We start from the raw sequence: 24,127 nt of genomic DNA, 5'->3' as shown, positions 1-24,127 counted from the left end.
CAGCCCGGCCTTTCCGCCACGGCGGAGCAGGGCACGAGAACGGGGTATCGATGGGGCATGCACTGATCGTCGAGGAGGACGCCGACACCGCGCGCACGATGGCGAAGCTGGTCGCGGACGAAGGCTTCTCGGCGGCGACGGCACGCACGCTGGACGAGGCACGGCGCCAGATGGCCCTGCAGCAGCCGGACGTGGTGCTGCTGGACCTGCGGCTGCCGGACGGCAGCGGCATGTCGCTGCTGGACGACGCCGAGCTGATCGGCAACTCGGAAGTGGTGCTGATGACCGAGCACGCGAGCCTGGAGACCTCCATCCAGGCGCTGCGTGCCGGCGCCGCCGACTACCTGATCAAGCCGGTCAGCCCGCGCCAGCTCCAGGGCATCCTCTCGCGCGTGATGAAGCCCTCGGTCCTGCAGGACGAGGTGCGCAGCCTGCACGACGACCTGCAGCGCCGCAGCCGCTTCGGCCTGCTGGTGGGCACGTCGGCGCCCATGGTGCAGGTCTACGAGCAGATCGCCCGGGTGGCCGGCACCTCGGTGACGGTGTTCGTCACCGGCGAGAGCGGCACCGGCAAGGAACTGGTGGCGCGCACCGTGCACGACCTCAGCCGCCGGCGCGCCAAGCCGTTCCTGGCCGTCAACTGCGGTGCCATCTCGCCCCAGCTGATCGAAAGCGAGATCTTCGGCCACGAGAAGGGCAGCTTCACCGGCGCCGAGCGCCAGCACCCGGGCTTCTTCGAGCGCGCGCACGGCGGCACGCTGTTCCTGGACGAGATCACCGAGATGCCGCTGGACCTGCAGGTCAAGCTGCTGCGGGTGCTGGAGACCGGCACCTTCCTGCGGGTGGGATCCACCACGCCGATCGAGACCGACGTGCGCGTGGTGGCCGCGTCCAACCGCGATCCGGCCGAGGCGGTGGCCCAGGGGCGTTTCCGCGACGACCTGTGGTACCGGCTGAACGTCTTCCCGCTGGAACTGCCGCCGCTGCGCGAGCGGCTGGACGACCTGCCGCTGCTGGTGGAACGATTCCTGCAGGAGATCGGCGAGCGCGAAGGCGCCGCCAAGCGCATCACCCCGGCGGCCCTGCAGCGCCTGGCGCAGTACCGGTGGCCCGGCAACGTGCGTGAGTTGCGCAACGTGCTGCAACGGGCCTGGGTGATGACCACCGGGCCGGAGATCGGCGAGCAGTGGCTGCCGCGCGCTCCCGCGCCGGCGTCGGCGCCGGATCCGGGCGGGCCCGTGCTGCAGATCGCGGTGGGCACGCCGCTGGCCACGGCCGAAAGGCAGCTGATTCTGGCCACGCTGGAACATTTCGGCCAGCACCGCCAGCGCACGGCCGCCGCCCTGGGCGTGAGCCTGGCCACCTTGTCCAAGCGCCTGAAGGCGTACGGCGCCTAGCCCCATTGCGGGGCGCGCCCGCAGGCACGCTCGTTGCCGTCTCCGGGTTCCCACACCACGACGGAAAGGACAGGGAACCATGGCTTCTCAAGACAACGCTTCCCGCAAGGACGACGGCGCCGGTGGCGCACCGCGCCGCAGCCCGCGCGGTTTCGCCGCGATGGACCCGCAGCGACAGCGCGAGATCGCCAGCCTGGGCGGACGCGCCGCCCACCAGAGCGGCCACGCCCACGAATTCAACACCGAGGAAGCGCGCGCGGCGGGCCGCAAGCGCCATGCCGGCCGGCAGGGCGCCGAGCCGCCTTCCCGCTGAGTGTCGGTCCGCGCCTGCGCGCCAACGGGACTTCGGCGCCTGGCGAACCGCGCCTGCGCCGACAGCACGGACGAGGCAGGCGGCCCAGCATGGCCGCAGGCACCCGCACGACACGCTGACATGACCGGCACGCCGCCACCCGATCCGCCCGCGCTCCAGCAGGCCAGCCGGGCCCTGTGGCTGGCGACGCTGTCGCTCATGGCCGCGTTCATGCAGACGCAGGCACCGGCTCATCGCTACCTGATGGCGCGCCGGATCGCCCGCAATTTCGAGACGCTGCGCCAGCAGGACTGCTTCCCGGACGACTGCCGGCGCCGCTTCGCGCGGCTGGGTTCGCGCTGGCAGGCCCAGGCCGACCGGCTGCAGGGCCGGCCGCCGGCCTCCGCGCTGCAACGCCTGCTGCAGGGCTTGCACCTTCGCTAGCGGTTGCAGCGCTGTACGCCCGCACCTACAGCAGTGCGTGCGCGGTGCCGACAGCATCGGTGCGCACCGGTTTGCAGACTGAAACACATGGCCTCCTCCGCCCACGACATCCCGTCCACCGAGGGCATGGCGCCCTCCTCCACTCGCACGCTGTGGAAAGGCGCCATCACCTTCGGCCTGGTGCATATCCCCATCGGCCTGTACTCGGCCACGGCGGAGAGCGGCATCGACTTCGACTGGCTCGACAAGCGCACCATGGACCCGGTGGGCTACAAGCGCATCAACAAGAAGACCGGCGAGGACATCGACAAGGACAACATCGTCAAGGGCGTCAAGTGGCACACCGGCGAGTACGTCGTGGTCAGCCCGGACGAGATCGCCAAGGCCTACCCCCGCACCACGCAGACCATCGAGATCGAGGCCTTCGTCGACGCCGACGAGGTGCCCTTCGTCTACCTCGAGCGGCCCTACTACGTGGCCCCGATCAACAAGGGCGACAAGGTGTATGCGCTGCTTCGCGAGGCGCTGCGGCAGACCGGCAAGATCGGCATCGCCAAGGTCGTGATCCAGACCAAGCAGCACCTGGCCGTGCTCATCCCCAGCGGGCCGGCGCTGGTGCTGAACCTGGTGCGCTGGGGCAACGAGATCCGCACCTGGGAAGACCTCAAGCTGCCGCCGGCCGATGCGAAGGCCGCCGGCGTGAAGGAACCCGAGCTGAACATGGCCAAGCAGCTGATCGAGGGCATGAGCGGCCACTGGACGGCCAGCGCCTACCGCGATTCGTTCAGCGAAGAGATCATGAAGCTGGTCGAGGCCAAGGCGCAGGCCGGCCAGCTGGAGACGGTGACGCCGGTGGAGCCGGCGCCGGCCGGCGCCGAGGTCATCGACCTGACCGAACTGCTGCGCCGCAGCCTGCGCGGCAAGGCGGCCGAGCCGGCGCCTGCACCGGCCCCGGCGGCACGCACGTCGACACGCGCCAAGGCGCCGGCACCCGCGCGCGCCCGCAAGGAAGACACGGAAGAGAAGGCAGTGGCGCGCGACGAGGAGGCGGGCGAGGCCGGCAAGGGCAAGCGCAAGGCCACCGGCAAGACCGCCGCCAAGAGCCGCACGCGGCGCGCCGCGTGAGGGCCATGTCGGCGCTGCAGTACCACGTGCTCTGGCTGGCCGTCGCGCTGGCCTGCATCGCGCTGGCCAGCGCCTGGATCACCTGGCACCAGGCCCGCCGCGACCTGCGCCGCCGGCAGGCGGAGGAGGCACTGGACGCGCTGGCCCGCTATGCCGAGTGGGTGGCCCAGCAGCGCCGCGTGGTCCGGTTCGCCGGGGAGGCGCCGTCGGCGCACGCGGCGCTGGTGAAGGCGCGCCAGCTGCAGCAGGCGGGCTTCCCGGAACTCGCACCCGCGATGGTGGGGCTGCTGGAGGTGCATGCGCAGATGCTGGACTTCCTGTGGCGCCAGCAGCTGCTGCGTGCGGCCGATCCGGAAGCCTGGCTGGAATCGGACCACGACGGCCGCTTCCTGGCCCTGTGGCGCGAGCACCAGCTGGCGGTGCACCAGCTGGCGGAGCAGCTGCGCGAGCGCGTCGGCGAACTCGCGGTGGATGCCGAGCCGGAATCCGTCTATCCCGTTTGAGGGCCTGAAAAGAAAAACCCCGGCACGAGGCCGGGGTCGCGCGGGTTCGCGCGGGAGTCAGGCGGACGGGCTGCCGCCGTCCGTGCCGCCGGCCGGGCGCGCCTCGGCCGCACGGCGGGTGCGGACTTCGACGCTGCGACGCGCCGCCGCACGGGCCTCCTCGCGGGAGAACTGGTGCGCACGGCCGGCCGCATGGGCGGTTCGGCCGCCCAGCGCGGCCACCTGGCGCATCTTTTCCGGGTCGAGAAGGGCGAATCCGCGCTTGCGAGGGGTATCCGTGGGTTGGGTCATGTCGGCTCCTGGTGAAAGGGATGCCCATCCTTGGCCAAGCTCAGCGGGCTCTGTGTAGGACGGCGCCTCGCTTGTCCGTCGGAACCCATCCAGACTCGACCGGACGGTGCCGGAAAGCGCCCCTTTCCAGCCTCAGGACGCGGCTGGCGAGCGAACGGAATGGGCCTTTTCCCAGGCCGCCTCGTGCTCCAGGCAGAAGCGCGCCTGCGGCTGCGCCTTCAGCCGCTCGAAGGGAATCGGCCGGTCGCATTCCTCGCAGCGTCCGTACTCGCCCTGGTGCATGCGGTCGCGCGCATGGCGGATCTCCAGCAGCTCCGCCTCGTGGCGACGCAGCTGCTCCAGGTCCACGCTGGCCATCATCCGGGCGTCGCCCTCCTCCACCGAATCGAGCACGCCCGCGCCGCTGGCGTCGGGCGTCGCCAGCCCGTTGCGCAGGCGCTCGATGGTGTCCTGCAGTTCCTGCTCGCGGCGGTCCAGCAGGGTCCGCAGTTCGGCCCCTTGCGCCTCGGTCAGCTCGTGTGCCTGCATCCGCCCATTCTGCGGACCGGCGCCGTTCGCCGGGGGCCGGGCAACAGGGCTGTTACGTCCGTTGCCCACTGGTGCCGGGCAGGATCTCCAGCACCGCCTCGGGCGGACGGCCCAGCCGCACACCCTGCGTCGTGGCGACGATCGGGCGCTGGATCAGGATGGGGTGCTGCAGCATGAAGTCGACCAGCTGGTCGTCGGTCCACTTCGGATCGTCCAGGCCCAGCTCGCCGTACACCGCTTCCTTGTTGCGCAGCAGCCCACGCACCGGGATGCCCATCTGCGCAACCAGGCGCTGCAGTTCGTCGCGCGCCGGGGGTGTCTTGAGGTACTCGACCACCTGCGGCTGGACGCCGTGCTCGCGCAACAGGGCCAGGGTGTTGCGCGAAGTGCTGCAGGCAGGGTTGTGGTAGATGGTCACGTCGGACATGGCAAGCCTCTCCTCGAAGATGGACGATCATGCCCAGCCCGCGCGCAGGTTGCAGGCCAGCCCCACGCAATCCCTGCAGGGCGCGGGCCATCCGCAGCTGCGGCAAGACTTCAGGGCTTGCGGCCGAGGATCTCGCCGAGGCCCGCGCGCGGCTCGGCCATCGGGTCGGGCCGCCGCGGCTCCGGCGTCTCGCGCGGCTCGCTTCGTTCGACACCGCGCTCGGCCGTCGGCTTGGCGGGCATGCCCACGTCGCCTCCCCCACCCGTGAGGCTGTGCGTGCCGACCGGTGCGCCTTGGCCACGCCGGCGCTTCTCGTCCGCCGCGTGCCAGGGTTGCGCCGGGCGAGCGCCCTCACCCGCCGCCTTGTCGTTCTCGGATGCCATGGCTGGTCCTTTCAGGTTGCCTGCCGCAACGCGCGGAAGGCACAGGCAATTCTGGGAAGGCGCGAGACCGGGCAGGTGTCGGAGCGCTTCGGCAATGCCGGTCAGTGCGCCAGCGGCTTGGCCGCGTCGCCCTGGCGCCGGTGCGGCGCATGCAGCGCTTCGTTCGCGGCGCGGCGATCGATGCTGAAGTCGTGGCGCGCGTTGCCGCCGCTGCCGACGAGGCTGGCGCGATAGCCCAGCGGAGCCATGCGTTCGCCGAAGGATTGCAGCTGCTGTGCGTTGTCGAGCACGAAGGTGGCCAGGAGCTGGCCGGTGCGGCTGCGGACCGCCACCCGGCACGCGGTGCCGCAGCCCGGCGCGCCCAGCCGCGCCTGCGTGATCGCATCGAAGATCTCGGCGACGGGGTCGAGCGACGGGGATTGGACGGTCGGCACGCGGGGCACCGTACGCCGGTCCGTCCGCGGGGCCTGTAGTTCGGACGCGGGAGTCGAGGCAGTCCCTGCTTGATCAGCATGGCGCGGCACTGCAGGGCACACGGCCCAGCTTTCAGGCAAACCGCTGACCTTCTGCGCCGCGCAATTCCTACACGAGCGCCGTTCGCGCCTCGCGAGCATGGCGCCCATGACCACCCCCGTGCACGCACATTTCAGCGAGAGCTGGTGGGCCGACACCGGCGCCGTCGAGGAAGGCCGTCGCGGCGGCCTCGGCCTGTGGCTCATGATCGCCTTGCTGACCACCGCACCGGGCGTCGGCGTGCTGCTCACGGTGGTGCTGAACTGAGCGCGCCCTTACGGATGGGTTGAGGCAGCCCTATTCAGGTGCACGGCGCAAGCGCGGGTTTGTGACGATGGGTTACGGACCGCCCTTTGCCTCTTTTTTCAGCAGTCCGTCGAAAGCGCGCAGCGGTGCCGCTTCGCCCCCGGTGCCCAGCGCTTTCCCACAGAGTTGTCCACCGCGTCTGTGGGTTCCGTCCTACTTGCGAAGTGCGCCCTCACGCAGCGTCGGCCCCTCGGCGAAACCCCCAGCGCGGGCGGCTCAGCGCGTCTCCTGCTCCACGTCCCGCTGGAACTGGTCGTCGGCGGCGCGGGCGCTCTCGACCCAGTCGGGATAGAGCTGCGCGAAATCATCGGCAATGCGCTCTCGCGGCACGTCGTCGAAGGTGCCGCGCTGGTTGACGTACTCCATGTGCTGCCGGCCCGCGCGATCGAACGGGTGGTAGATCGAATCGGCCGTGCCGTCCCATTCCAGCGGCAACAGGCCGAAGCGCTCGCACAGCTCGATGTTGAACGCCGGCGTCGCCTTCAACCAGCGGCCGTCGATCCACAGCTCGGTGTAGCCGTGCCAGACGTACAGGTCGGTCTTCAGGAGATCGCGCAGGCGCTGCGTGGAAAGGTGGTTGCGCACGTCCGCGTAGCCGACGCGGGCCGGGATGCCCGAGGCGCGCGCCACCGCCGCCAGCAGGGCCGCCTTGGGCACGCACCAGCCGAAGCCTTTCTCGATGACGGTGCTGGCCTTCATGCCGTGCTCGCCGAGGTCGATGCGATAGGGGTCGTAGCGGAAGCCGTCGCGCACCAGGTGGTACAGCGAGACCGCGCGCTCGCGGTCGCTGCTGCCCTGCGCGCGGGCGGCCAGTGCCACCACTGCCGGGTGCGTGCTGTCGACGAGCACGCCCGGTGCGAGCGTGGCGGGAGAAGGTTGCGTATCCATGCCTTGCACTATAGCGACGGGGTCCCGCACGGAACTTGACAAAGCCCAGTGCCGCGCGCCGCGCCCGCGCCTCATTTCCGGCGCGGTTCGAGCACCAGCCCGCGCGGCTTGCCGCGGCCCTCGAGCGTGCCGGCCGCGGCCGCGCGCAGCAGCCGCTGGAAGCTGGGGCATTCGGCGTGGCTGGGTGCGCGACACACCGCCGCATGTCGCAGGCCTTCGCTCATGGCCTTCAGGCGCTTGACCATCGCGTCAATGTCGTCGGCCTTGGCCGAGAGCATGCGCCGGTCGATGCTGGGGCGGCCGTCGGGCGCGAACATGGACCCGATCTCGTCGAGCGAAAAGCCCGCGGCGCGGCCCAGCGCGATCAGCGCCAGCTGGTCCAGCACGCGCGGCTCGAAGCGCCGACGCAGACCCTGCCGCCCGACGGAGGCGATCAGCCCCTTCTGTTCGTAGAACCGCAGCGTCGAAGCCGGCACGCCGGATCGCCTGGCGACTTCCGCGATGTCCATGCACGAACCCCTTGACTTGAAGTTGACTTGAACTCGTAGAGTGCCTCACACCCTCCCGCCACGTCAACGGAAACCGCTCATGAACCCCCTTGCACGAGACCTCCTCCACGTCGCCCTCATCGGCATGGCCGCGACCGCAGCCATGGACCTGTGGCTGCTGCTGCTCAGGCGCCTGCAGGTGCCCACGCTCGACTTCGCCCTCATGGGCCGCTGGGTCGGGCACCTGGCGCGCGGCCGATGGGCCCACGCCGCGATCGCGAAGTCGGCGCCCATCCCGCGCGAACGCGCACTCGGCTGGGGCTTCCACTACGCGACCGGCATCGCGTTCGCCGGCCTGCTGGTCGGCATCCAGGGCGCGGGCTGGGTCCGCGACCCGAGCTGGCTGCCCGCCCTGTCGGTGGGGCTGGCCACGCTCGCCGCGCCGCTGTTCGTCATGCAGCCGGCGATGGGCGCCGGCATCGCCGCGTCGCGCACCGCGACGCCGCTGCGCAACGTCGCGCGAAGCGTCGCCAACCACGCCGTGTTCGGCGCGGGCCTGTATTTGGCCGCCCTCGTCCTCGCGCCGCTCGCGCGCTGAGACTCTCCCACTCCACCCACCTCGTCACTTCCCAAGGATCGACCATGAAACGACTCGCCCTCGTCTACCACAGCGCCCACGGCCACACGCGGCACATCGCGGAGCACGTCGCCGCCGGCGCCGCCGCCTTGCGGGCCACCGACGTCCAGCTGCTGAAGGTGGAAGACCTCGCCGGCGCACCCGAACAACTGCTCGGCTTCGACGGCTTCATCTTCGGCTCGCCGACCTACCTGGGCGGCGTGTCCGGGCCCTTCAAGTCCTTCATGGACTCGACCGGCCGCATGTGGCGCAGCCAGCAGCTGCAAGGCAGGCTGGCCTGCGGCTTCACGGTGTCCTCGCTGCCCGCGGGCGACAAGCAGTCCACGCTGACCTCCATGTTCGTGTTCGCCATGCAGCACGGACTGGTCTGGGTCGGCAACCCCATCCTTCCCGAGCAGCACCAGGGCGTGCCTTACGAACAGGCCGCCAACCGGCTGGGCTCCTGGTCCGGCCTGATGGCGCAGGCCGGCCACTCGGCGCCGGCCGACGACTTCGTGCCCGGCGACATCCGCACGGCGCGGCTGTTCGGCGCGAACTTCGCGCGCACGCTGCACCGATTTGCCCGGGACGTACAGATCGAGCAGTCCGTGGAGGCAACTGCATGATCCCCGCACGCTTCGCGCCCGTGCTGTTCGGGTTCATCCTGTCGGGGCTGATGTCGTTCCTCGTGTCGGGCATCGCGACCGTGCGCGTGGCAGGACTGGTCCCCGGCTTCACGGACTTGTGGGCGAGCGCCTGGCTCCCGGCCTGGGCGATCGCGTTTCCCATCGTGCTGGTCGCGGCGCCACTGGCGCGGCGCGTGGTGGCGCGGCTGGTCGAACCGGGTGCGACGGTCCGCAGCTGATCGGCTTCACGCGGGCCCTGGCCCATGGCACCGCCGGCGCGACCGCCTGCCGGGTTCATGGTATTCCCGGGGCCGCGTGCGGCCGCTGCCACCTACCATGTTGGTACAAAACCATCGGATGGGCTGGGCCCGCTGCATCCCGCGGCGGGCCTGCGCCGTGCCATAACGGAGACACCACATGAAGCATCGCGCCACCCTGCGGGTCCTTGCCGGCCTGCTCACCGCCGCCTTCGCCGCCACGCCGTCGCTGGCCGAGAACATCACGCTCAAGGCCTCGCACCAGTTCCCCGGCGGCAAGGGCGACGTGCGCGACGAGATGGTGCAGATGATCGCGCGCGACGTGGCCAAGGCCAACGTCGGCGTGGAGATCAAGGTCTATCCCGGCTCCAGCCTGGTCAAGCCCAAGGAGCAGTGGAAGGCGATGCAGTCGGGGCAGATCGACATGACCTCGTTCCCGCTCGACTACGCCTCGGGCTTCCATCCGCAGTTCGGCGCCACCCTGATGCCGGGCCTGGTGAAGAGCCACGCCCATGCCCAGCGCATCAACGCCTCGCCCTTCATGAAGGACATCAAGGCCATCATCGAGCAGAACGGCGTCAAGGTGCTGGCCGATGCGTGGCTGGCCGGTGCGTTCGGCGGCAAGGACAAGTGCATCCGCAAGCCCGAGGACGCCTCCGGCCTGAAGGTGCGCTCGGCCGGCGCCACCTTCTCGCAGATGTGGGCCGGCGCCGGCGCGTCAATCGTGTCCATCCCCTCCAACGAGGTCTACAACGCGCTGCAGCAGGGCGTGGCGCAGGCGACCGACACCTCCTCGGGCAGCTTCGTCTCGTTCCGCCTGTACGAGCAGCTCAAGTGCCTGACCGCGCCCGGCGACAACGCCCTGTGGTTCATGTACGAACCGGTGCTGATCTCCAAGCGCACCTGGGACAAGCTGGACGACAAGCAGAAGGCGGCGCTGACCGAAGCCTCGAAGAAGGCCCAGGCCTATTTCGAAGCCGAGTCCAAGAAGCTCGACGACAAGATGGTCGAGACCTTCAAGAAGAACAAGGTGGAGGTCGTCACGCTCACCGACGCCGAGGCCGACGCCTGGCGCGCCGTGGCGCAGAAGACCTCGTACAAGGAATTCGCCGACCAGGTGCCCGGCGGCAAGGAGCTGATCGAGAAGGCGCTGAGTGTCAAGTAAGGCGGCGCCGCTTTCGGGCTGGGTGGAAGGACAGGCGCAGCCGCTGCCGGGGTGGGTGGCGGTGGTGCGCAGCGTGTCCCGCGCTTTCGGCGTCTTCTCCGCCGGCCTGATCCTGCTGGGTGTCGGCGTCGTCTGCCACATGGTGTTCGTGCGCGCCGTGCTGGGCGAGTCCTCGATCTGGCAGACCGAGTTCGTCACCTTCTCGCTGATCGCCGCCACCTTCCTGGGCGCCCCCTACATCCTGCTCACCCGCGGCCACGTCGCCGTCGACGTGGTGCCGCTGATGGTGGGCATGCCGGCCCGGCGCACGCTGCACCTGGTCGGCTCGGTGGTGGCGGTGGCGTTCTGCGCGCTGTTCCTCTACGCCGCCATTCCCTGGTGGTACGAAGCCTGGGAGACCGGCGCCACCACGCCCAGCATCTGGCGGGCGCGGCTGTGGATCCCCTACCTCTCGGTGCCGGTCGGCCTCGCGCTGCTGTGCCTGCAGTACGCCACCGAGGTGTTCCTCGTCCTCACCCGGCGCGAGCTGCCCTTCGGGCTGGCCGCCGAGGACCGTCTCTAGCCGTTCTTTCCTGTCGAGGAGGTTTTCCATGGGCCCGATGGCGATCGGTTTGCTGGTCTTCGTCGCCACCTGCGCGCTGCTGGCCACCGGCCTGCCGATCGCGTTCGGACTCGGCGCCGTGGCACTGGTCTTCATGATCGCCTTCGACGGCTGGAGCAGCATCCACTTCCTGCCCGAGACCGTGTTCGCCGGGCTGGAGGACTTCACGCTGGTCTCGCTGCCCATGTTCATCATCATGGGCGCGGCGGTGGCGTCCTCGCGCGCCGGCTCCGACCTGTACGAGGCGCTCGCGCGCTGGCTGCACCGGGTGCCGGGCTCGCTGGTGATCTCCAACATCGGCGCCTGCGCGCTGTTCGCCGCGCTGAGCGGCTCCTCGCCGGCCACCTGCGCCGCCATCGGCAAGATGGGCATCCCGGAGATGCGCCGCCGCGGCTACGACGCCGACCTAGCCACCGGCGCCATCGCGGCCGGCGGAACGCTGGGCATCCTGATCCCGCCCAGCATCACCATGATCCTGTACGGCATCGCGTCCGAGACCTCGATCGGCCGGCTGTTCATCGCCGGCGTGCTGCCGGGCCTGCTGCTCACCGGCCTGTTCATGGCCTGGGCCCTGTTCCTCAGCTGGAAGCGCGGCACCCGCCTGGTGGACGCCGACCGCATCTACTCGATGCGGCAGAAGCTGGAGCTGATGCCGCGGCTGCTGCCCTTCCTGGCCGTCATCGTCGGCGTGGTCTACGCGCTGTACGGCGGCATCGCCACGCCGTCGGAAGCCGCCGGCGTGGGTGCCGCGCTGTGCCTGGTGATGGTGGTGGTGATCTACCGCGTCTGGAAGCCGGCCGACCTGTGGGTGATCCTGCGCGACGGCATGCGCGAGTCCGGCATGCTGATGCTGATCATCGGCACCTCCATCCTGTTCGGCTACATGATGTCCTCGCTGCAGGTCACCCAGTCGATCGCACAGAGCATCGCCGACCTGGAGGTGAACCGCTGGCTGATCTTCGCCGCCATCAACGTGCTGCTGCTGGTGGCGGGCTGCTTCCTGCCGCCGGCGGCCATCATCCTGATGACCACGCCCATCCTGATGCCGGTGATCACCGCCGCCGGCTTCGACCCGATCTGGTTCGGCGTGGTGCTGACCATCAACATGGAAATGGGCCTGATCACCCCGCCCGTGGGGCTGAACCTGTTCGTCATCAACGGCATCACGCCGGACGTGAGGCTGCCCACCATCCTCAAGGGCGCCCTGCCCTTCATGGCCTGCATGGTGCTGGCCATCGTGATCCTCTGCGTGTTCCCCGAGCTGGCCACCTGGTTGCCCTCGAAGGTGATGGGCTAGCGCGCGGACCGCGTCTGCGGCACGAGGCTCACGCAGGATCTTTCGAAACCCGGGCCGATCGCCACAGCCGCCACGCGCACACCGCCACCGCCAGCGCCAGGCCGACGAAGCCGGCGCGCTCGCTGCCGAACAGCGTGGACACGGCGCTGAACAGCATGGGGCCCAGCACCACGCCGAAGAAGGTGATGGCCAGCGAGCCGCCGGTGGCGGTACCGGCCATGCCGGCCGGCGCGCGGCGCGCCACCTCGGCCAGGTAGACGCCGTTCCAGCCGGTGGCCGAGGCACCGAAGGCGGCCATCAGGGCCAGCACCAGCGGCCGCGGCACGCCGGCCTGCAGGGCGGCCGTGGCCGCGGCGCACAGACCCATCAGCGCCGCCAGCGAAGCCAGCATGCGGCCGGTGCCCAGCCAGCGGTCGGCGATGTAGCCCCAGAGTACGCGGCCGAAGACGCCGCCGGCCTGCGCCACCGACAGCGCGGCGCCGGCCGCAAGCAGGCTGTAGCCCAGCCGCGTGTGCAGGTAGGTGACCAGGAAGGCCGCCAGGCACATCTGCATGGCCGAAAACACGAAGGAGTACGCCGCCAGCGGCGCCAGTTGCGGATGGCCGAGCACCAGCCGGATCGGCCGCAGGAAGCTGGCCGGGCTCACGGCGCGCGTCGGGTCGCGGTCGGCGTCGAGCGCGGCGCGCGGCGGCTGCGCCAGCAGCGCGCACAGCACGCAGCCGGCGGCCACGCTCCACAGCGCCAGCCCGACGCCGCCGGCCAGCACCAGCGGCGGCACGATGGCACCGGCCATCACGCCGCCCAGCGGCACGCCGGTCTGCTTGATCGAGAACACCAGCGCCGCGCGATGCGCCGGCGTGGTCCGGGCCAGCAGGTGCGAGCTGGCCGGCGTGATCGGGCCGTAGCCGAGGCCCACCAGCAGTGCGCCGACGACCATGCCGGGCACCGAAGCCCAGAGCGCCGACACCGCCAGGCCGGCAGCGCAGGCCAGCAGCCCCCACTGGCTGACGCGGAGGGCGCCGTACCGCAGCACCAGCGGGCCGGCGATGGAGCTGGCAAGCGTCGCGCCCACGTACACGAGGCCGATGTAGGCCCCGACCAGCGAGGGCGAGACGTGCAGCGCCTGCGCCACCGCCGGGGCCATGGCCGGCACCGTGATCACCGTCATGGACACCAGCGCCTGGATGGCCAGCGTCACACCCAGCACGCCCCACGGGCTGGACAACACCTGCCGCATCGTCAGCAGACCCGTATGCGTTGCGCAGCCACCAATCAGCTCGCGAGGCGGCGCATCTCGGCGATCAGGTCCGCCTTGCCTTCGAAGCCGATGCCGGGCAGCGGCGGCAGTTCCACGTAGCCCTCGCGCACGACGACGCCGTCGGGGAATCCGCCGTAGGGCTGGAACAGGTCGGGGTAGCTCTCGTTGCCGCCCAGGCCCAGGCCGGCGGCGATGGCCAGCGACATCTGGTGGCCACCGTGCGGGATGCAGCGGCTGGGCGACCAGCCGTACTCGTCCAGCATGCGCAGCGTGCGCAGGTACTCCACGAGGCCGTAGCTGAGCGCGCAATCGAACTGCAGCCAGTCGCGATCGCGCCGCATGCCGCCGTGGCGGATCAGGTTGCGCGCGTCCTGCATCGAGAACAGGTTCTCGCCGGTCGCCATGGGTCCTTCGTAGACCTCGCCCAGCTTGGCCTGCAGCTCGTAGTCGAGCGGGTCGCCGGCCTCCTCGTACCAGAACAGCGGGTACTGCGACAGCGCGCGGCCGTAGTCGATGGCGGTCGCCAGGTCGAAGCGGCCGTTGGCGTCCACCGCCAGCTGCTGGCCCGGACCCAGGATCTTCAGCACCGATTCGATGCGCCGGCAATCCTCGGCCAGCGGCGCGCCGCCGATCTTCATCTTCACCACCGAGTAGCCGCGCTCCAGGTAGCTGGCCATCTCGCGCTGCAGCCCCTCGATGTCCTTGCCCGGGTAGTAGTAGCCGCCGGCGGCATAGACGAACACGCGCGGGTTCGGCGTGCCGTTGCCGTAGCGCTCCGCCAGCAGCTGGAACAGCGGCTTGCGCTCGATCTTGGCGACCGCATCCCAGATCGCCATGTCGATGGTGCCGACCGCGACCGAGCGCTCACCGTGCCCGCCGGGCTTCTCGTTGAGCATCATGCGGGCCCAGCACTTGTGCGGATCCAGGTTGCCGCCGCTGTCGTCCAGCAGCGAGGCCGGATCGGCCTCCAACAGGCGCGGCGCGAAGCGCTCGCGGATCAGCCCACCCTGGCCGTAGCGGCCGTTGGAGTTGAAGCCGTAGCCGATGACGGGCCGCCCGTCGCGCACGACGTCGGTGACCACGGCCACCAGGCTCAGGGTCATCTTCGAGAAGTCGATGAACGCGTTGCGGATGTCCGAGCGGATCGGACGCGTGGATTCGAGGATGTCGACGATCTTCATGGGAGCCCCCGAGTGTGGCGCAAACCACGTGGCCCTCGCCGGGCGGCGAGTTCTCGGGGATGGCGCCGTTCCTCGGCGGCGCCGGGCGCGACGTGCGGGCTCAGCGCCGCGTCAGCGGCGCCGGCATGGTGGGTTCGAAGTGCGCCAGCGCCATGGGCTGGGTCGGCTCCCAGCCGTGGGCCAGCGGCATGGGCACGGTGGGCGCGTAGTCGAAGTCGTTGCCGTGGAACCGTCGCGGGTCCTCGCCTTGCCGTTCTGCGAAGGCCGGGAAGCGGTCGTCATGGCTGGCGGACATCGGTGCACTCCTCCTGTGTGATGCAGCGAGCGTAGGGGGCCATTGCCACTGTCGAGTAGGGCGATGGACTAAGGGACAGAGGGAAACTTCGCAAGCGCCGCCGGAGCACCGATCGGCGCCCGTCCAGGCTCAGGCGCCTAGACGGTCCGCGAGGTCCAGCAGGTCCCGGCAGTGCAGGTCGTTGCCGGGCTGCGGCGACACGTCCTTGGGCTGCGCCGGCCCGTTCTCCAGCGGCCGCTCGACGTAGGCGGTGCGCAGGCCGCAGGCGCGCGCGCCTTCCAGGTCGAAGTGGTGGGCCGCGACCATCATCACCTGCTGCGGCGCCAGCCCGAAGATGTCGGCGACGCCGCCGTAGGTGGCCGGGTCGGGCTTGTACGCGTGGAACACCTCGGCCGACAGCACGCAGTCCCAGGGCAGGCCGGCGTGCTTGGCCATGTTCGTGAGCAGCCCGATGTTGCCGTTGGACAGGGTGCAGATCGTGAAGCGGCGCTTCAGCCGCGCGAGCCCGGCCACGCTGTCGGGCCAAGGCGCCAGCCGGTGCCATACGCGATTGAGGTGCTGACGCTGGTCCTCGCCCAGGTGCTGCAGCCCGAAGCCCGGCAGGATCTCGTCCAGGATCATTCGATGCAGGTCGTCGATGCGCGTCCAGCCCAGTTCGCCGCGCGCGACCCGCGCCATGGCCGGGAAGTAGCCGGCCCGCCAGGCCCGCGCGAAGGCATCGCCGTCGACCTCGGGGTGCCGCTCGCGCAGTTCGCGCACGATGGAGCCATGCCAGTCGACGACGGTGCCGAACACGTCGAAGGCCAGCACCTGCACGCTGGCGGCCAGGTCGTCGGGTCGGGCCATGGGCTGCATTCCTTTCGGGCGGGAGGCGCCAGCGTACACCGCGACGGACAATAGCGTCCATGGACACCCTCGACGATCCCCGGCACGACCGCGAAGCCGGCCGCCGCCATGGCACCCGCGACACCACCCGCATCGACGACACCCGCATCGAGGCGGTGCGCCCTTTGATCACGCCGGCGCTGCTGCAGGAGATGCTGCCGGTGTCGGATGCGACGCTGGCGCTGGTCGAGCGCAGCCGCGCGCAGATCGCCGACGTGCTGCACGGCCGCGACGACCGGCTGCTCGCCATCGTCGGCCCCTGCTCCATCCACGACCACGCCCAGGCCATCGAGTACGCCCGGCGGCTGAAGGCGCTGGCCGGCGAACTCGAAGGCGAGCTGCTGGTGGTGATGCGCGTGTATTTCGAGAAGCCGCGCACCACCGTCGGCTGGAAAGGCTACATCAACGACCCGCACCTGGACGGCAGCTTCGCCATCAACGAGGGGCTGGAGCGCGCACGCCGCCTGCTGCTGGAAATCATCGAGCTGGGCCTGCCGGCCGGCACCGAGTTCCTGGATTTGCTGTCGCCGCAGTACATCGCCGAGCTCATCGCCTGGGGCGCCATCGGCGCGCGCACCACCGAGAGCCCCAGCCACCGGCAGCTGGCCTCGGGGCTGTCCTGCCCGATCGGCTTCAAGAACGGCACCGACGGCAGCGTCAAGGTGGCCGCCGATGCCATCGTCGCGGCGCGCGCGCCGCACGCCTTCATGGGCATGACCAAGATGGGCGTGGCCGCCGTGTTCGAGACGCGCGGCAACAGCGACTGCCACGTGATCCTGCGCGGCGGCAAGGGGCCGAACTACTCGGCCGCCGACGTCGATGCGGCGTGCGAGGTGCTGCGCGCGGCCGGCCTGCCCGGGACGGTGATGATCGACTGCTCGCACGCCAACAGCAGCAAGCAGCATCGCAGGCAGGTCGAGGTGGCAGCCGACATCGGCCGCCGCATCGCTGCCAGCTCGCGCCGGATCAGCGGCGTGATGGTCGAGAGCCACCTGGAGGAAGGCCGGCAGGACCTGAAGCCGGGGGTGCCGCTGCAGTACGGCGTCTCGATCACCGATGCGTGCATCGGGTGGGGGCAGACGGAAGCCCTGCTGCGACAGCTGGCCGGCGACGTGCGGCAGCGCCGCGTGCAGGCCGGTTAGCGGCTCCCGGCGCCCAGGTCCGTAGCGCATTCCCGAAAAGCGGACCGCCTGGCGCCAGCCAGTACATAGTCCATCAGGGCTACTCCAGGCTTCGCGGAAGCTCCTATCGTCAGGCCATTCTGATCGGAGGCGCTATGCAGGTGGCGGTCAGGGTGGCGCTGGTCGGCGCTTGTGTCTTGCTCCTGGTCCATTGTGGAGGTGGGGGAGGCGGAAGTTCGTCCCCCAGCCTATCGCAGCCCACGGCCGCGGGCCCGCAGTCCACGGGTGCGCTTCCGCAGCCGTCGGGTACCGCGCCCTCGGCCCCGGTCGCGGTCGCGCCGACGACGCCCAACTGCAGCGGGCCGGCGCCCGATCCGGGCTGTCCTCCCGTCGTCGTCGACCCGGGTCCCACGTTCCCGCAGGCCAACGTAGGCCAGTGGGCCCAGTTGCCGAACCTGCCGATCTCCCCGGTCCACGTCGTGTACCTGCCCAACGGTCGGATGATGCTGGTGGGACGCGAACACAACCAGATCCTCTGGGACCCCCTGACCCAGGCCGTCAGCACCCTGCCGAACCCGGGCTACGACCTGTTCTGCGCGGGCCACGGCTACCTGGGGGATGGCCGGGTGCTGCTGGCGGGCGGCCACCTCGCGGATTTCGTCGGCCTGTCCGATGCGTCCGTCTACGACCCCCGGACCAACGGCTGGACGCGCGCGCCCGACATGAACGCGGGACGCTGGTACCCGACGGTGACCACGCTGCCGAACGGCGACGCACTCGTCCTGTCGGGGACGGTCGACGGCGAGTTCGACATGAACCCGCTGCCGCAGGTCTACCAGGCCGCTAGCAACACCTGGCGCGACCTCAGCAGCGCGCAGCTGCGCCAGCCGATGTACCCGATGATGTTCGTGCTGCCGAACGGGCGTGTGGTCGACGTCGGACCGGACACGACGACCCGCACGCTGGACACGAGCGGTACCGGCAGCTGGTCGTTCGTGGCCAACCGCAACCACGGGTTCCGCGACTACGGCACCGCGGCCATGTACGCGCCCGGCAAGATCCTGGTCGTCGGGGGCGGGGACCCGCCGGTCGCTTCGGCCGAGGTCATCGACATGAACGCGGCCAACCCGGGCTGGCGCACGGTGGGCTCGATGTCCGTGGCACGGCGGCACCTCACCAGCACCCTGCTGCCCGATGGCACGGTGCTGGTGACGGGTGGCACCTCGGGGCCGGGCCACAACAACGCGAACACGCCGGTGCTGTCGGCGGAGCTGTGGAACCCCAGCACCGAGACCTGGACCACGCTGTCCAGCGGCTCGGTGGCCCGCCTGTACCACTCCGCCGCGGTGCTGCTGCCCGATGGGCGGGTGGTCGTGCTGGGCGGCGAGCGCAATGCCGGCGACGTCTTCCGCGAAGTCGAGATCTTCTCGCCGCCCTATCTCTTCAAGGGTGCCCGCCCGGCTCTGGGCGGCGTGCCGGCGCAGGTCGCGTACGGCCAGCAGTTCACGGTGCAGAGCGCGCAGGCGGCCGGCATCGCCAAGGTCACGCTGATCCGGCTGTCGGCCGTCACGCACGCGTTCAACATGGACCAGCGCATCAACGAGCTGCCGTTCACGCGGGGCCCGGTGGCCCTGGAGATCACGGCGCCGGCCAATGCGAACCTGGCGCCGCCGGGCTTCTACATGCTGTTCCTGGTCGATGGCAACGGCGTGCCGTCGGTCGGCAGCATCGTGCAGCTGGGCGCCACCGCGGGGTAGTGCGTCCGCAGCCAGCGCGCGGCGCCCAGCCCCGCCACGCGCCCGGTCGCCAGGCAGGCGGTGAGCAGGTAACCGCCCGTCGGCGCTTCCCAGTCCAGCATCTCGCCGGCGCAGAACACGCCGGGCACCTCGCGCAGCATCGCGTTCGCATCCAGCGCTTCCAGGCGCACCCCGCCGGCGGTGCTGATCGCCTCCTCCACCGGACGCGGGCGGGCCAGCGTGAGCGGCAGCGCCTTGAGCGCCGTGGCCAGCGCGGCCGGATCCGCCAGCTGCCCAGGCGACAGCACCTCGTGCAGCAGCGCGGCCTTCACGCCCGCGATGCCGAGCCGGCTCTTGAGGTGGGTGGACAGGCTGCGCGGCCCGCGCGGGCGTGACACCTCGGCCAGCACCTGCGCTGCGCCGTGCTGCGGCAGCAGGTCGACCAGCCAGGTGGCCTGCCCGTGGGCGGTGATCTCGTCGCGCAGCCGCGCCGAGAAGGCGTAGACCAGGCTGCCCTCGATGCCGGTGTCGGTCAGCACGAATTCGCCCTGCACGGCCTCCTGCGGCGGCTGCGTGGGCAGGCGCGCGGCCACCGGCTTGACCGGCTGGCCGGCGAAGCGCTGGCGCAGCACATCGCTCCAGCCGGCCGCGCCCGGCCGCATCGGCGCCACGTCGAAGCCGCAGTTCGAGGGCTGCAGCGGCGCGATGTCGACGCCGCGGGCGGCCAGCAGCGGCACCCAGGCGCCATCGGAGCCCAGGCGCGGCCAGCTGGCGCCGCCCAGCGCGAGCACCGTGGCGTCGGCGGCGTGCGTGCGCGGGCCGGCCGGCGTCTCGAAGGCCAGTGCGCCGCCGTCATCCCAGCCCGTCCAGCGGTGCCGGGTATGCAGCCGCACGCCGGCCGCGCGCAGCCGGTGCAGCCAGGCGCGCAGCAGCGGCGCGGCCTTCAGGTCGGTGGGGAACACGCGCCCGGAGGTGCCGACGAAGGTCGTGATGCCCAGCTCCGCGGCCCAGCGGCGAACGTCGTCGTTGCCGAAAGCGGTGAGCGCCTCGCGCAAGTCGCCGCTGCGCGCGCCATAGCGCGACAGGAAAGGCCCGGCCGGTTCGGAATGGGTGAGGTTCAGCCCGCCGCGGCCGGCCAGCAGGAACTTGCGGCCGACGGACGGCATGGCATCGAAGAGATCGACCTCGATGCCCTGTGCGGCGAGCATCTCGGCGGCCATCAGGCCGGCAGGGCCGCCGCCGATCACGGCGGCGCGCAGGGAAGGAGCAGTCACCCGGCGATTGTCCGTGGGGCGGGCACCGGGACCTTCAGAACGTGACCTTCACCGAGGGCGCGCTGCGCTGCGCCTCGCCGTGGAAGACCGCCTCGATGTTGTTGCCGTCCGGGTCCAGCACGAAGGCGGCGTAGTAGCCCGGGTGGTAGCGGCGCTCGCCAGGCGCGCCGTTGTCCCGGCCGCCATGGGCCAGGGCCGCGCGGTGGAACGCATCCACCATCGCCCGGTCCTTCGCCTGGAAGGCCAGGTGGTGGCGCCCGGTCAGCACGCCTTCCGCCTCGGGACTATCGGGTGCCGAGACGAACAGTTCGTCGGCCCAGAAATGGGTATCGGCACTGCCGCCGATGGGGATGCCCAGCACGTCGAACACCGCCGTGTAGAAGCGGCGCGACGCCGCCAGGTCCCGCACGACCAGCTGCACGTGATCGATCAGCCGTCCTCTATGCAGTTCCATGTCCAGTCCTTTCTCGAAGTGGGCCTGCCCTGTGTTCAATCACCGAGTGCGGCGACGTGGTGGGCGATGTGGTCGGCGACGAAGCTGGCGATGAAGAAGTAGCCGTGGTCGTAGCCCGCATGCCTGCGCAGCGTGAGCGGCTGCCCGGCGGCCGCGCAGGCCTGCTCCAGCCGCTCGGGCCGCAGCTGCGCATCGAGGAAGTTGTCGTCCAGGCCCTGGTCCACCAGCAGCGACGGGGCGCGCGCGCCGCCTTCGACCAGCTTCGCCGCATCGTGTCGGGTCCAGCCGGCCGCATCCTCGCCCAGGTAGCCGCGGAAGGCCTTCTGCCCCCAGGGCACCTCGGTCGGTGCGCAGATCGGCGCGAATGCCGACACGCTGAGGAAGCGGCCCGGATGCCGCAGCGCCAGCGTCAGCGCGCCATGCCCGCCCATCGAGTGGCCCAGGATGCCGGCGCGATCGCTGCGCACCGGAAAGCGCGCCGCCAGCACCGCGGGCAGCTCCTGCACCAGCCAGCTCTCCATGCGCCAGTGGCGCGCGTACGGCTCGCGGGTCGCATCGAGGTAGAAGCCGGCGGCGGTGCCGAAGTCCCAGTCGGCATCGGCCTCGGCGACGCCGGTGTCGCGCGGACTGGTGTCCGGCGTCACCAGCACCAGGCCGTGCCGTGCGGCGTGCTGCTGCGCGCCGGCCTTGATGGCGAAGGTCTGCTCGTTGCAGGTCAGGCCGGCCAGGCACCAGAGCACGGGGCATGGGCCCTGCTGCGCCTGCGGCGGCAGGTAGACGCCGAAGCGCATCGGCAGCCCGACCACCTGCGACGCGTGCTCGTAGAAGCCCTGCACGCCGTCGAAGCAGCGGTGCTCTTCCAGCGTGGTGACGGTATCCATCTCAGTACACCACGACCGAGCGGATCGATTCGCCCGCCTTCATCAGCTCGAAGCCCTTGTTGATGTCCTCCAGCTTGAGCGTGTGCGTGATCAGGTCGTCGATGTTGAGCTTGCCCTCCATGTACCAGTCGACGATCTTCGGCACGTCGGTACGGCCGCGCGCGCCGCCGAACGCCGAGCCCTTCCATTGCCGCCCGGTCACCAGCTGGAACGGCCGCGTGCTGATCTCCGCGCCGGCTTCCGCCACGCCGATGATGATGCTCTGGCCCCAGCCCTTGTGGCAGCACTCCAGCGCCTGCCGCATCGTGGTGGTGTTGCCTATGCACTCGAAGCTGTAGTCGGCGCCGCCGTCGGTCAGCTGCACGATGGCGTCGACGATGTCCGGGTGGTCCTTGGGGTTCAGGAAGTGCGTCATGCCGAACTGGCGCGCCATGGCTTCGCGCTTCGGATTGAGGTCGATGCCGATGATCTTGTCGGCGCCGACCATCTTCGCGCCCTGGATCACGTTCAGGCCGATGCCGCCCAGCCCGAACACCGCCACGTTGGCGCCGGCCTCCACCTTGGCCGTGTAGATCACCGCGCCGACGCCGGTGGTGACGCCGCAGCCGATGTAGCAGACCTTGTCGAAGGGCGCATCCGGACGGATCTTCGCGAGCGCGATCTCGGGCGCGACGATGTGGTTGCTGAAGGTGGAGGTGCCCATGTAGTGCAGGATGGGCTTGCCGTCCAGCGAGAAGCGCGAGGTGCCATCGGGCATCAGGCCCTTGCCCTGGGTGCCGCGGATCAGCTGGCACAGGTTGGTCTTGCGCGACAGGCAGAACTTGCACTGCCGGCACTCCGGCGTGTAGAGCGGAATCACGTGGTCGCCCGGCTTCAGCGAGGTGACGCCCGCGCCGACCTCGAGCACCACGCCGGCGCCCTCGTGGCCCAGCACCGCCGGGAACAGCCCCTCCGGGTCGGCGCCCGACAGCGTGTAGTAGTCGGTGTGGCAGATGCCGGTGGCCTTGACCTCCACCAGCACCTCGCCGGCCCGCGGCCCGTCCAGGTCGAGCTCCTCGATGGTGAGCGGCTGGCCGGCCTTCCAGGCCACGGCGGCACGTGTCTTCATGTCCAGTCTCCTTGTCGCGCTGCAACGACCGGCGCTCGGCGCCGGGCAAAAGGTCCCTTTCTAGCAGCTTGCGCAGCGCGATGTGGTGTGATGATGCAGGCTCGCACCGCACCGCCTCGGCCGCACCGATGCGGGCGCGCGCGGGCTCGACATGACACTGGCCACCCGCTTTCCCTGCGACGACGCGCCGCGCACGGCGAGCGAGCCGGAGGCGGCGCGCGCGCACAGCCCGGCGCGCAAGCGCTGGGTGCTGGCGGCCTGCATCCTGGGCTCCAGCCTCGCGTTCATCGACGGCACCGTGGTCAATGTCGCGCTGCCCGCGATCCAGCGCGAGCTCGGCGCCACGGTCTACCAGGCCCAGTGGGTGGTGGAGTCGTATGCCCTGCTGCTGGCCGCCCTGCTGCTGGTGGGCGGCGCGCTCGGCGATCGCCTGGGCCGCCGGCGCATGTTCCTGCTGGGCGTGGTCGTCTTCGCAGCCGCCTCGCTGGCCTGCGCCCTGTCAAGCAGCGTGCAGCAGCTGATCGCCGCCCGTGCACTGCAGGGCGTGGGCGCCGCGCTGCTGGTGCCCGGCAGCCTGGCGCTGATCAGCGCGCACTTCCCGGAGGACGAACGCGGGCGCGCCTTCGGTACCTGGGCGGGATTCAGCGGCATCACATCGGCGGCCGGCCCGCTGCTGGGCGGCTATCTGATCGACCGGCTCTCGTGGGCCTGGGCCTTCGCCGTCAACCTCCCGCTCGCCGCGCTCGTGGTCGCCATCACCTGGTCCAAGGTCACGGAGAGCCGGCAACCGGGGGCGGCCGTCCGCCTCGACGTCGGCGGCGCCGTGCTCGCGACGCTCGGGCTGGGTGCGTTGGTGTTCTTCTTCATCGAGGCGCCCTCGCGCGGCTGGGGTGCACCCGAGGTGCTGCTGGCATTCGGCATCGCAATGGCAGCCCTCGCCGGCTTCCTGCTCGTCGAGCGCCGGCATCCCGCGCCCATGCTGCCGCTGTCGCTGCTGCGCAACCGCCATTTCGCGGGCGCCAACCTGATCACGCTGCTGCTCTACGCCGGGCTCGGCGGCGGCCTGTTCTTCCTGCCCTTGAACCTGATCCAGGTGCAGGGCCTGTCGGCCACGGGCGCCGGCGCCGCGCTGCTGCCCTTCATCCTCATCATGTTCCTGCTGTCGCGCTGGGCCGGCGGGCTGGTGGACCGCCACGGCGCGCGCAAGCCGCTGATCGCCGGACCCTTGATCGCGGCCGTTGGCTTCGGCCTGCTGGCACTGCCGGGCACCTCCTCCAGCTACTGGACCGGCTTCCTGCCCGGCATCGCGGTACTGGGCGTGGGCATGGGGATCGCGGTCGCGCCGCTGACCACCACCGTCATGAACTCGGTGGGCACCGACGCGGCCGGCACCGCCTCCGGGGTCAACAACGCCGTGTCCCGGGTGGCGGGCGTGCTGGCGATCGCGGTGTTCGGCGCCTTGATGGCGACCCTCTTCGAGCCGCAGCTGCGCGCCGGGCTGGCGGCGCTGCCGCAGGAGATCGCCGACGCGGTCTGGCGCCAGCGCGATCGGCTCGCCGCGATCGCCGTGCCGGAGGGTGCGCCAGAGGACATCGGCCGGCAGGCGCGCGCAGCCGTGCAGGACGCCTTCGTCAGGGGCTATCGCTGGATCATGGTGGTGAGCGCGGTCATGGCGCTGGGGTCGGCGGCGGTGGCGGCCGCGTGGCTGGATAACCGGCGTCCGGCATCCTCGGGAAAGGCGCGCGGCTAGTGCCGTGAGACGGAAGCACTGGGTCCCCGCCTCCGCG

At 70.9% G+C, this 24,127-nt stretch carries 30 protein-coding genes; 15 read left to right on the top strand and 15 right to left on the bottom strand.

The window, feature by feature from the left end:
• Positions 1-50: 50 nt before the first annotated feature.
• The 5 genes from VEC03_RS16245 to VEC03_RS16225 all read left to right on the top strand — a co-directional run bounded on the left by VEC03_RS16245 (position 51) and on the right by VEC03_RS16225 (position 3,761).
• Complete coding sequence (locus VEC03_RS16245; RefSeq protein WP_324917383.1) at positions 51-1,397, top strand: sigma-54 dependent transcriptional regulator; 1,347 nt, start codon at positions 51-53, stop codon at positions 1,395-1,397.
• A 79-nt stretch (positions 1,398-1,476) separates the two neighbouring features.
• A complete protein-coding gene (locus tag VEC03_RS16240; protein ID WP_324917380.1) occupies positions 1,477-1,710 on the top strand; it encodes a KGG domain-containing protein in 234 nt (77 codons plus the stop codon).
• A 120-nt stretch (positions 1,711-1,830) separates the two neighbouring features.
• On the top strand, positions 1,831-2,133 hold the full coding sequence (locus VEC03_RS16235; protein ID WP_324917377.1) for a hypothetical protein: 303 nt from the start codon (positions 1,831-1,833) through the stop codon (positions 2,131-2,133).
• An 87-nt stretch (positions 2,134-2,220) separates the two neighbouring features.
• A complete protein-coding gene (locus VEC03_RS16230; protein WP_324917374.1) occupies positions 2,221-3,258 on the top strand; it encodes a Ku protein in 1,038 nt (345 codons plus the stop codon).
• Entirely contained in the window at positions 3,255-3,761 is a 507-nt protein-coding gene (locus tag VEC03_RS16225) for a hypothetical protein (protein ID WP_324917371.1), read from the top strand. The genes VEC03_RS16230 and VEC03_RS16225 overlap by 4 nt, the downstream gene beginning before the upstream one ends.
• Before the next feature lie 57 nt (positions 3,762-3,818).
• Here VEC03_RS16225 and VEC03_RS16220 read toward each other — a convergent pair whose 3' ends face one another.
• From VEC03_RS16220 to VEC03_RS16200, 5 genes are all read right to left on the bottom strand, one after another.
• Entirely contained in the window at positions 3,819-4,052 is a 234-nt protein-coding gene (locus VEC03_RS16220) for a hypothetical protein (RefSeq protein WP_324917369.1), read from the bottom strand.
• A gap of 132 nt (positions 4,053-4,184) precedes the next feature.
• Positions 4,185-4,580, bottom strand: coding sequence for a TraR/DksA family transcriptional regulator (locus VEC03_RS16215; protein ID WP_324917366.1), 396 nt, complete (start codon positions 4,578-4,580; stop codon positions 4,185-4,187).
• A 52-nt stretch (positions 4,581-4,632) separates the two neighbouring features.
• Positions 4,633-5,007, bottom strand: coding sequence for an arsenate reductase (glutaredoxin) (gene arsC / locus VEC03_RS16210; RefSeq protein ID WP_324917363.1), 375 nt, complete (start codon positions 5,005-5,007; stop codon positions 4,633-4,635).
• A 110-nt stretch (positions 5,008-5,117) separates the two neighbouring features.
• Positions 5,118-5,390, bottom strand: a complete 273-nt coding sequence (locus tag VEC03_RS16205) for a hypothetical protein (RefSeq protein ID WP_324917361.1) — start codon at positions 5,388-5,390, stop codon at positions 5,118-5,120.
• A gap of 101 nt (positions 5,391-5,491) precedes the next feature.
• A complete protein-coding gene (locus VEC03_RS16200) occupies positions 5,492-5,824 on the bottom strand; it encodes a hypothetical protein (protein WP_324917358.1) in 333 nt (110 codons plus the stop codon).
• A 187-nt stretch (positions 5,825-6,011) separates the two neighbouring features.
• Here VEC03_RS16200 and VEC03_RS16195 point away from each other — a divergent pair, with 187 nt between their 5' ends.
• Positions 6,012-6,170 carry a hypothetical protein gene (locus tag VEC03_RS16195; protein WP_324917355.1) on the top strand — a complete coding sequence of 53 codons (159 nt, stop codon included), beginning with the start codon at positions 6,012-6,014 and terminating at the stop codon, positions 6,168-6,170.
• A 255-nt stretch (positions 6,171-6,425) separates the two neighbouring features.
• Here the strand turns inward: VEC03_RS16195 and VEC03_RS16190 are convergent, their stop codons facing one another.
• Complete coding sequence (locus tag VEC03_RS16190; RefSeq protein WP_324917353.1) at positions 6,426-7,097, bottom strand: transglutaminase family protein; 672 nt, start codon at positions 7,095-7,097, stop codon at positions 6,426-6,428.
• 71 nt (positions 7,098-7,168) lie between these two features.
• The gene (locus VEC03_RS16185; RefSeq protein ID WP_324917350.1) at positions 7,169-7,606 is read right to left on the bottom strand and encodes a helix-turn-helix domain-containing protein; all 438 of its coding nucleotides are present in this window, start codon (positions 7,604-7,606) and stop codon (positions 7,169-7,171) included.
• Positions 7,607-7,685: 79 nt separating this feature from the next.
• Between VEC03_RS16185 and VEC03_RS16180 the strand changes: the two genes are divergently transcribed.
• The 6 genes from VEC03_RS16180 (at position 7,686) to VEC03_RS16155 (ending at position 12,147) form a co-directional block, all read left to right on the top strand.
• Positions 7,686-8,183 (top strand): DUF2938 family protein, encoded by a 498-nt coding sequence (locus tag VEC03_RS16180; RefSeq protein ID WP_324917347.1) that lies wholly within the window; start codon positions 7,686-7,688, stop codon positions 8,181-8,183.
• A 44-nt stretch (positions 8,184-8,227) separates the two neighbouring features.
• Positions 8,228-8,827: a flavodoxin family protein gene (locus VEC03_RS16175; protein ID WP_324917344.1), complete on the top strand. Its 600-nt coding sequence runs from the start codon at positions 8,228-8,230 to the stop codon at positions 8,825-8,827.
• Positions 8,824-9,066: a DUF2798 domain-containing protein gene (locus tag VEC03_RS16170; protein ID WP_324917342.1), complete on the top strand. Its 243-nt coding sequence runs from the start codon at positions 8,824-8,826 to the stop codon at positions 9,064-9,066. The genes VEC03_RS16175 and VEC03_RS16170 overlap by 4 nt, the downstream gene beginning before the upstream one ends.
• A gap of 178 nt (positions 9,067-9,244) precedes the next feature.
• Positions 9,245-10,249: a TRAP transporter substrate-binding protein DctP gene (dctP, locus tag VEC03_RS16165; RefSeq protein WP_324917339.1), complete on the top strand. Its 1,005-nt coding sequence runs from the start codon at positions 9,245-9,247 to the stop codon at positions 10,247-10,249.
• On the top strand, positions 10,239-10,811 hold the full coding sequence (locus tag VEC03_RS16160) for a TRAP transporter small permease (protein WP_324917336.1): 573 nt from the start codon (positions 10,239-10,241) through the stop codon (positions 10,809-10,811). Before dctP ends, VEC03_RS16160 begins: the two co-directional genes overlap by 11 nt.
• A 28-nt stretch (positions 10,812-10,839) precedes the next feature.
• Entirely contained in the window at positions 10,840-12,147 is a 1,308-nt protein-coding gene (locus tag VEC03_RS16155; protein ID WP_324917333.1) for a TRAP transporter large permease, read from the top strand.
• Positions 12,148-12,175: 28 nt separating this feature from the next.
• Here the strand turns inward: VEC03_RS16155 and VEC03_RS16150 are convergent, their stop codons facing one another.
• From VEC03_RS16150 to VEC03_RS16135, 4 genes are all read right to left on the bottom strand, one after another.
• Positions 12,176-13,375, bottom strand: coding sequence for an MFS transporter (locus tag VEC03_RS16150; RefSeq protein ID WP_324917330.1), 1,200 nt, complete (start codon positions 13,373-13,375; stop codon positions 12,176-12,178).
• Between the two features lie 44 nt (positions 13,376-13,419).
• Positions 13,420-14,586, bottom strand: a complete 1,167-nt coding sequence (locus VEC03_RS16145; protein WP_324917328.1) for a mandelate racemase/muconate lactonizing enzyme family protein — start codon at positions 14,584-14,586, stop codon at positions 13,420-13,422.
• Between the two features lie 100 nt (positions 14,587-14,686).
• Entirely contained in the window at positions 14,687-14,881 is a 195-nt protein-coding gene (locus VEC03_RS16140) for a hypothetical protein (protein ID WP_324917325.1), read from the bottom strand.
• Positions 14,882-15,010: 129 nt separating this feature from the next.
• A complete protein-coding gene (locus VEC03_RS16135) occupies positions 15,011-15,727 on the bottom strand; it encodes a haloacid dehalogenase type II (RefSeq protein ID WP_324917322.1) in 717 nt (238 codons plus the stop codon).
• Between the two features lie 59 nt (positions 15,728-15,786).
• Between VEC03_RS16135 and VEC03_RS16130 the strand changes: the two genes are divergently transcribed.
• Positions 15,787-16,908, top strand: a complete 1,122-nt coding sequence (locus VEC03_RS16130; RefSeq protein ID WP_324917319.1) for a 3-deoxy-7-phosphoheptulonate synthase — start codon at positions 15,787-15,789, stop codon at positions 16,906-16,908.
• A 425-nt stretch (positions 16,909-17,333) separates the two neighbouring features.
• The gene (locus VEC03_RS16125; protein WP_324917316.1) at positions 17,334-18,644 is read left to right on the top strand and encodes a galactose oxidase-like domain-containing protein; all 1,311 of its coding nucleotides are present in this window, start codon (positions 17,334-17,336) and stop codon (positions 18,642-18,644) included.
• Here the strand turns inward: VEC03_RS16125 and VEC03_RS16120 are convergent.
• The 4 genes from VEC03_RS16120 to VEC03_RS16105 are packed head-to-tail and all read right to left on the bottom strand — an operon-like array spanning position 18,566 to position 22,340.
• Positions 18,566-19,897, bottom strand: coding sequence for a TIGR03862 family flavoprotein (locus tag VEC03_RS16120; protein WP_324917313.1), 1,332 nt, complete (start codon positions 19,895-19,897; stop codon positions 18,566-18,568). The genes VEC03_RS16125 and VEC03_RS16120 overlap by 79 nt on opposite strands.
• 34 nt (positions 19,898-19,931) lie before the next feature.
• On the bottom strand, positions 19,932-20,351 hold the full coding sequence (locus tag VEC03_RS16115) for a VOC family protein (protein WP_324917309.1): 420 nt from the start codon (positions 20,349-20,351) through the stop codon (positions 19,932-19,934).
• A 35-nt stretch (positions 20,352-20,386) separates the two neighbouring features.
• Positions 20,387-21,232 carry an S-formylglutathione hydrolase gene (fghA, locus tag VEC03_RS16110; RefSeq protein ID WP_324917306.1) on the bottom strand — a complete coding sequence of 282 codons (846 nt, stop codon included), beginning with the start codon at positions 21,230-21,232 and terminating at the stop codon, positions 20,387-20,389.
• Between the two features lies 1 nt (position 21,233).
• Positions 21,234-22,340, bottom strand: coding sequence for an S-(hydroxymethyl)glutathione dehydrogenase/class III alcohol dehydrogenase (locus VEC03_RS16105; protein ID WP_324917303.1), 1,107 nt, complete (start codon positions 22,338-22,340; stop codon positions 21,234-21,236).
• Between the two features lie 151 nt (positions 22,341-22,491).
• Here VEC03_RS16105 and VEC03_RS16100 point away from each other — a divergent pair, with 151 nt between their 5' ends.
• Positions 22,492-24,090, top strand: a complete 1,599-nt coding sequence (locus tag VEC03_RS16100; protein ID WP_324917300.1) for an MFS transporter — start codon at positions 22,492-22,494, stop codon at positions 24,088-24,090.
• Positions 24,091-24,127: the final 37 nt, after the last annotated feature.

It is taken from the genome of Ramlibacter sp., from assembly GCF_035627355.1.
In the GTDB taxonomy this organism is placed as follows: Bacteria; Pseudomonadota; Gammaproteobacteria; order Burkholderiales; family Burkholderiaceae_C; genus Ramlibacter.
The sequence above is the reverse complement of the archived record's forward strand: the minus strand, read 5'-3'. Positions and strand labels throughout refer to the sequence as shown.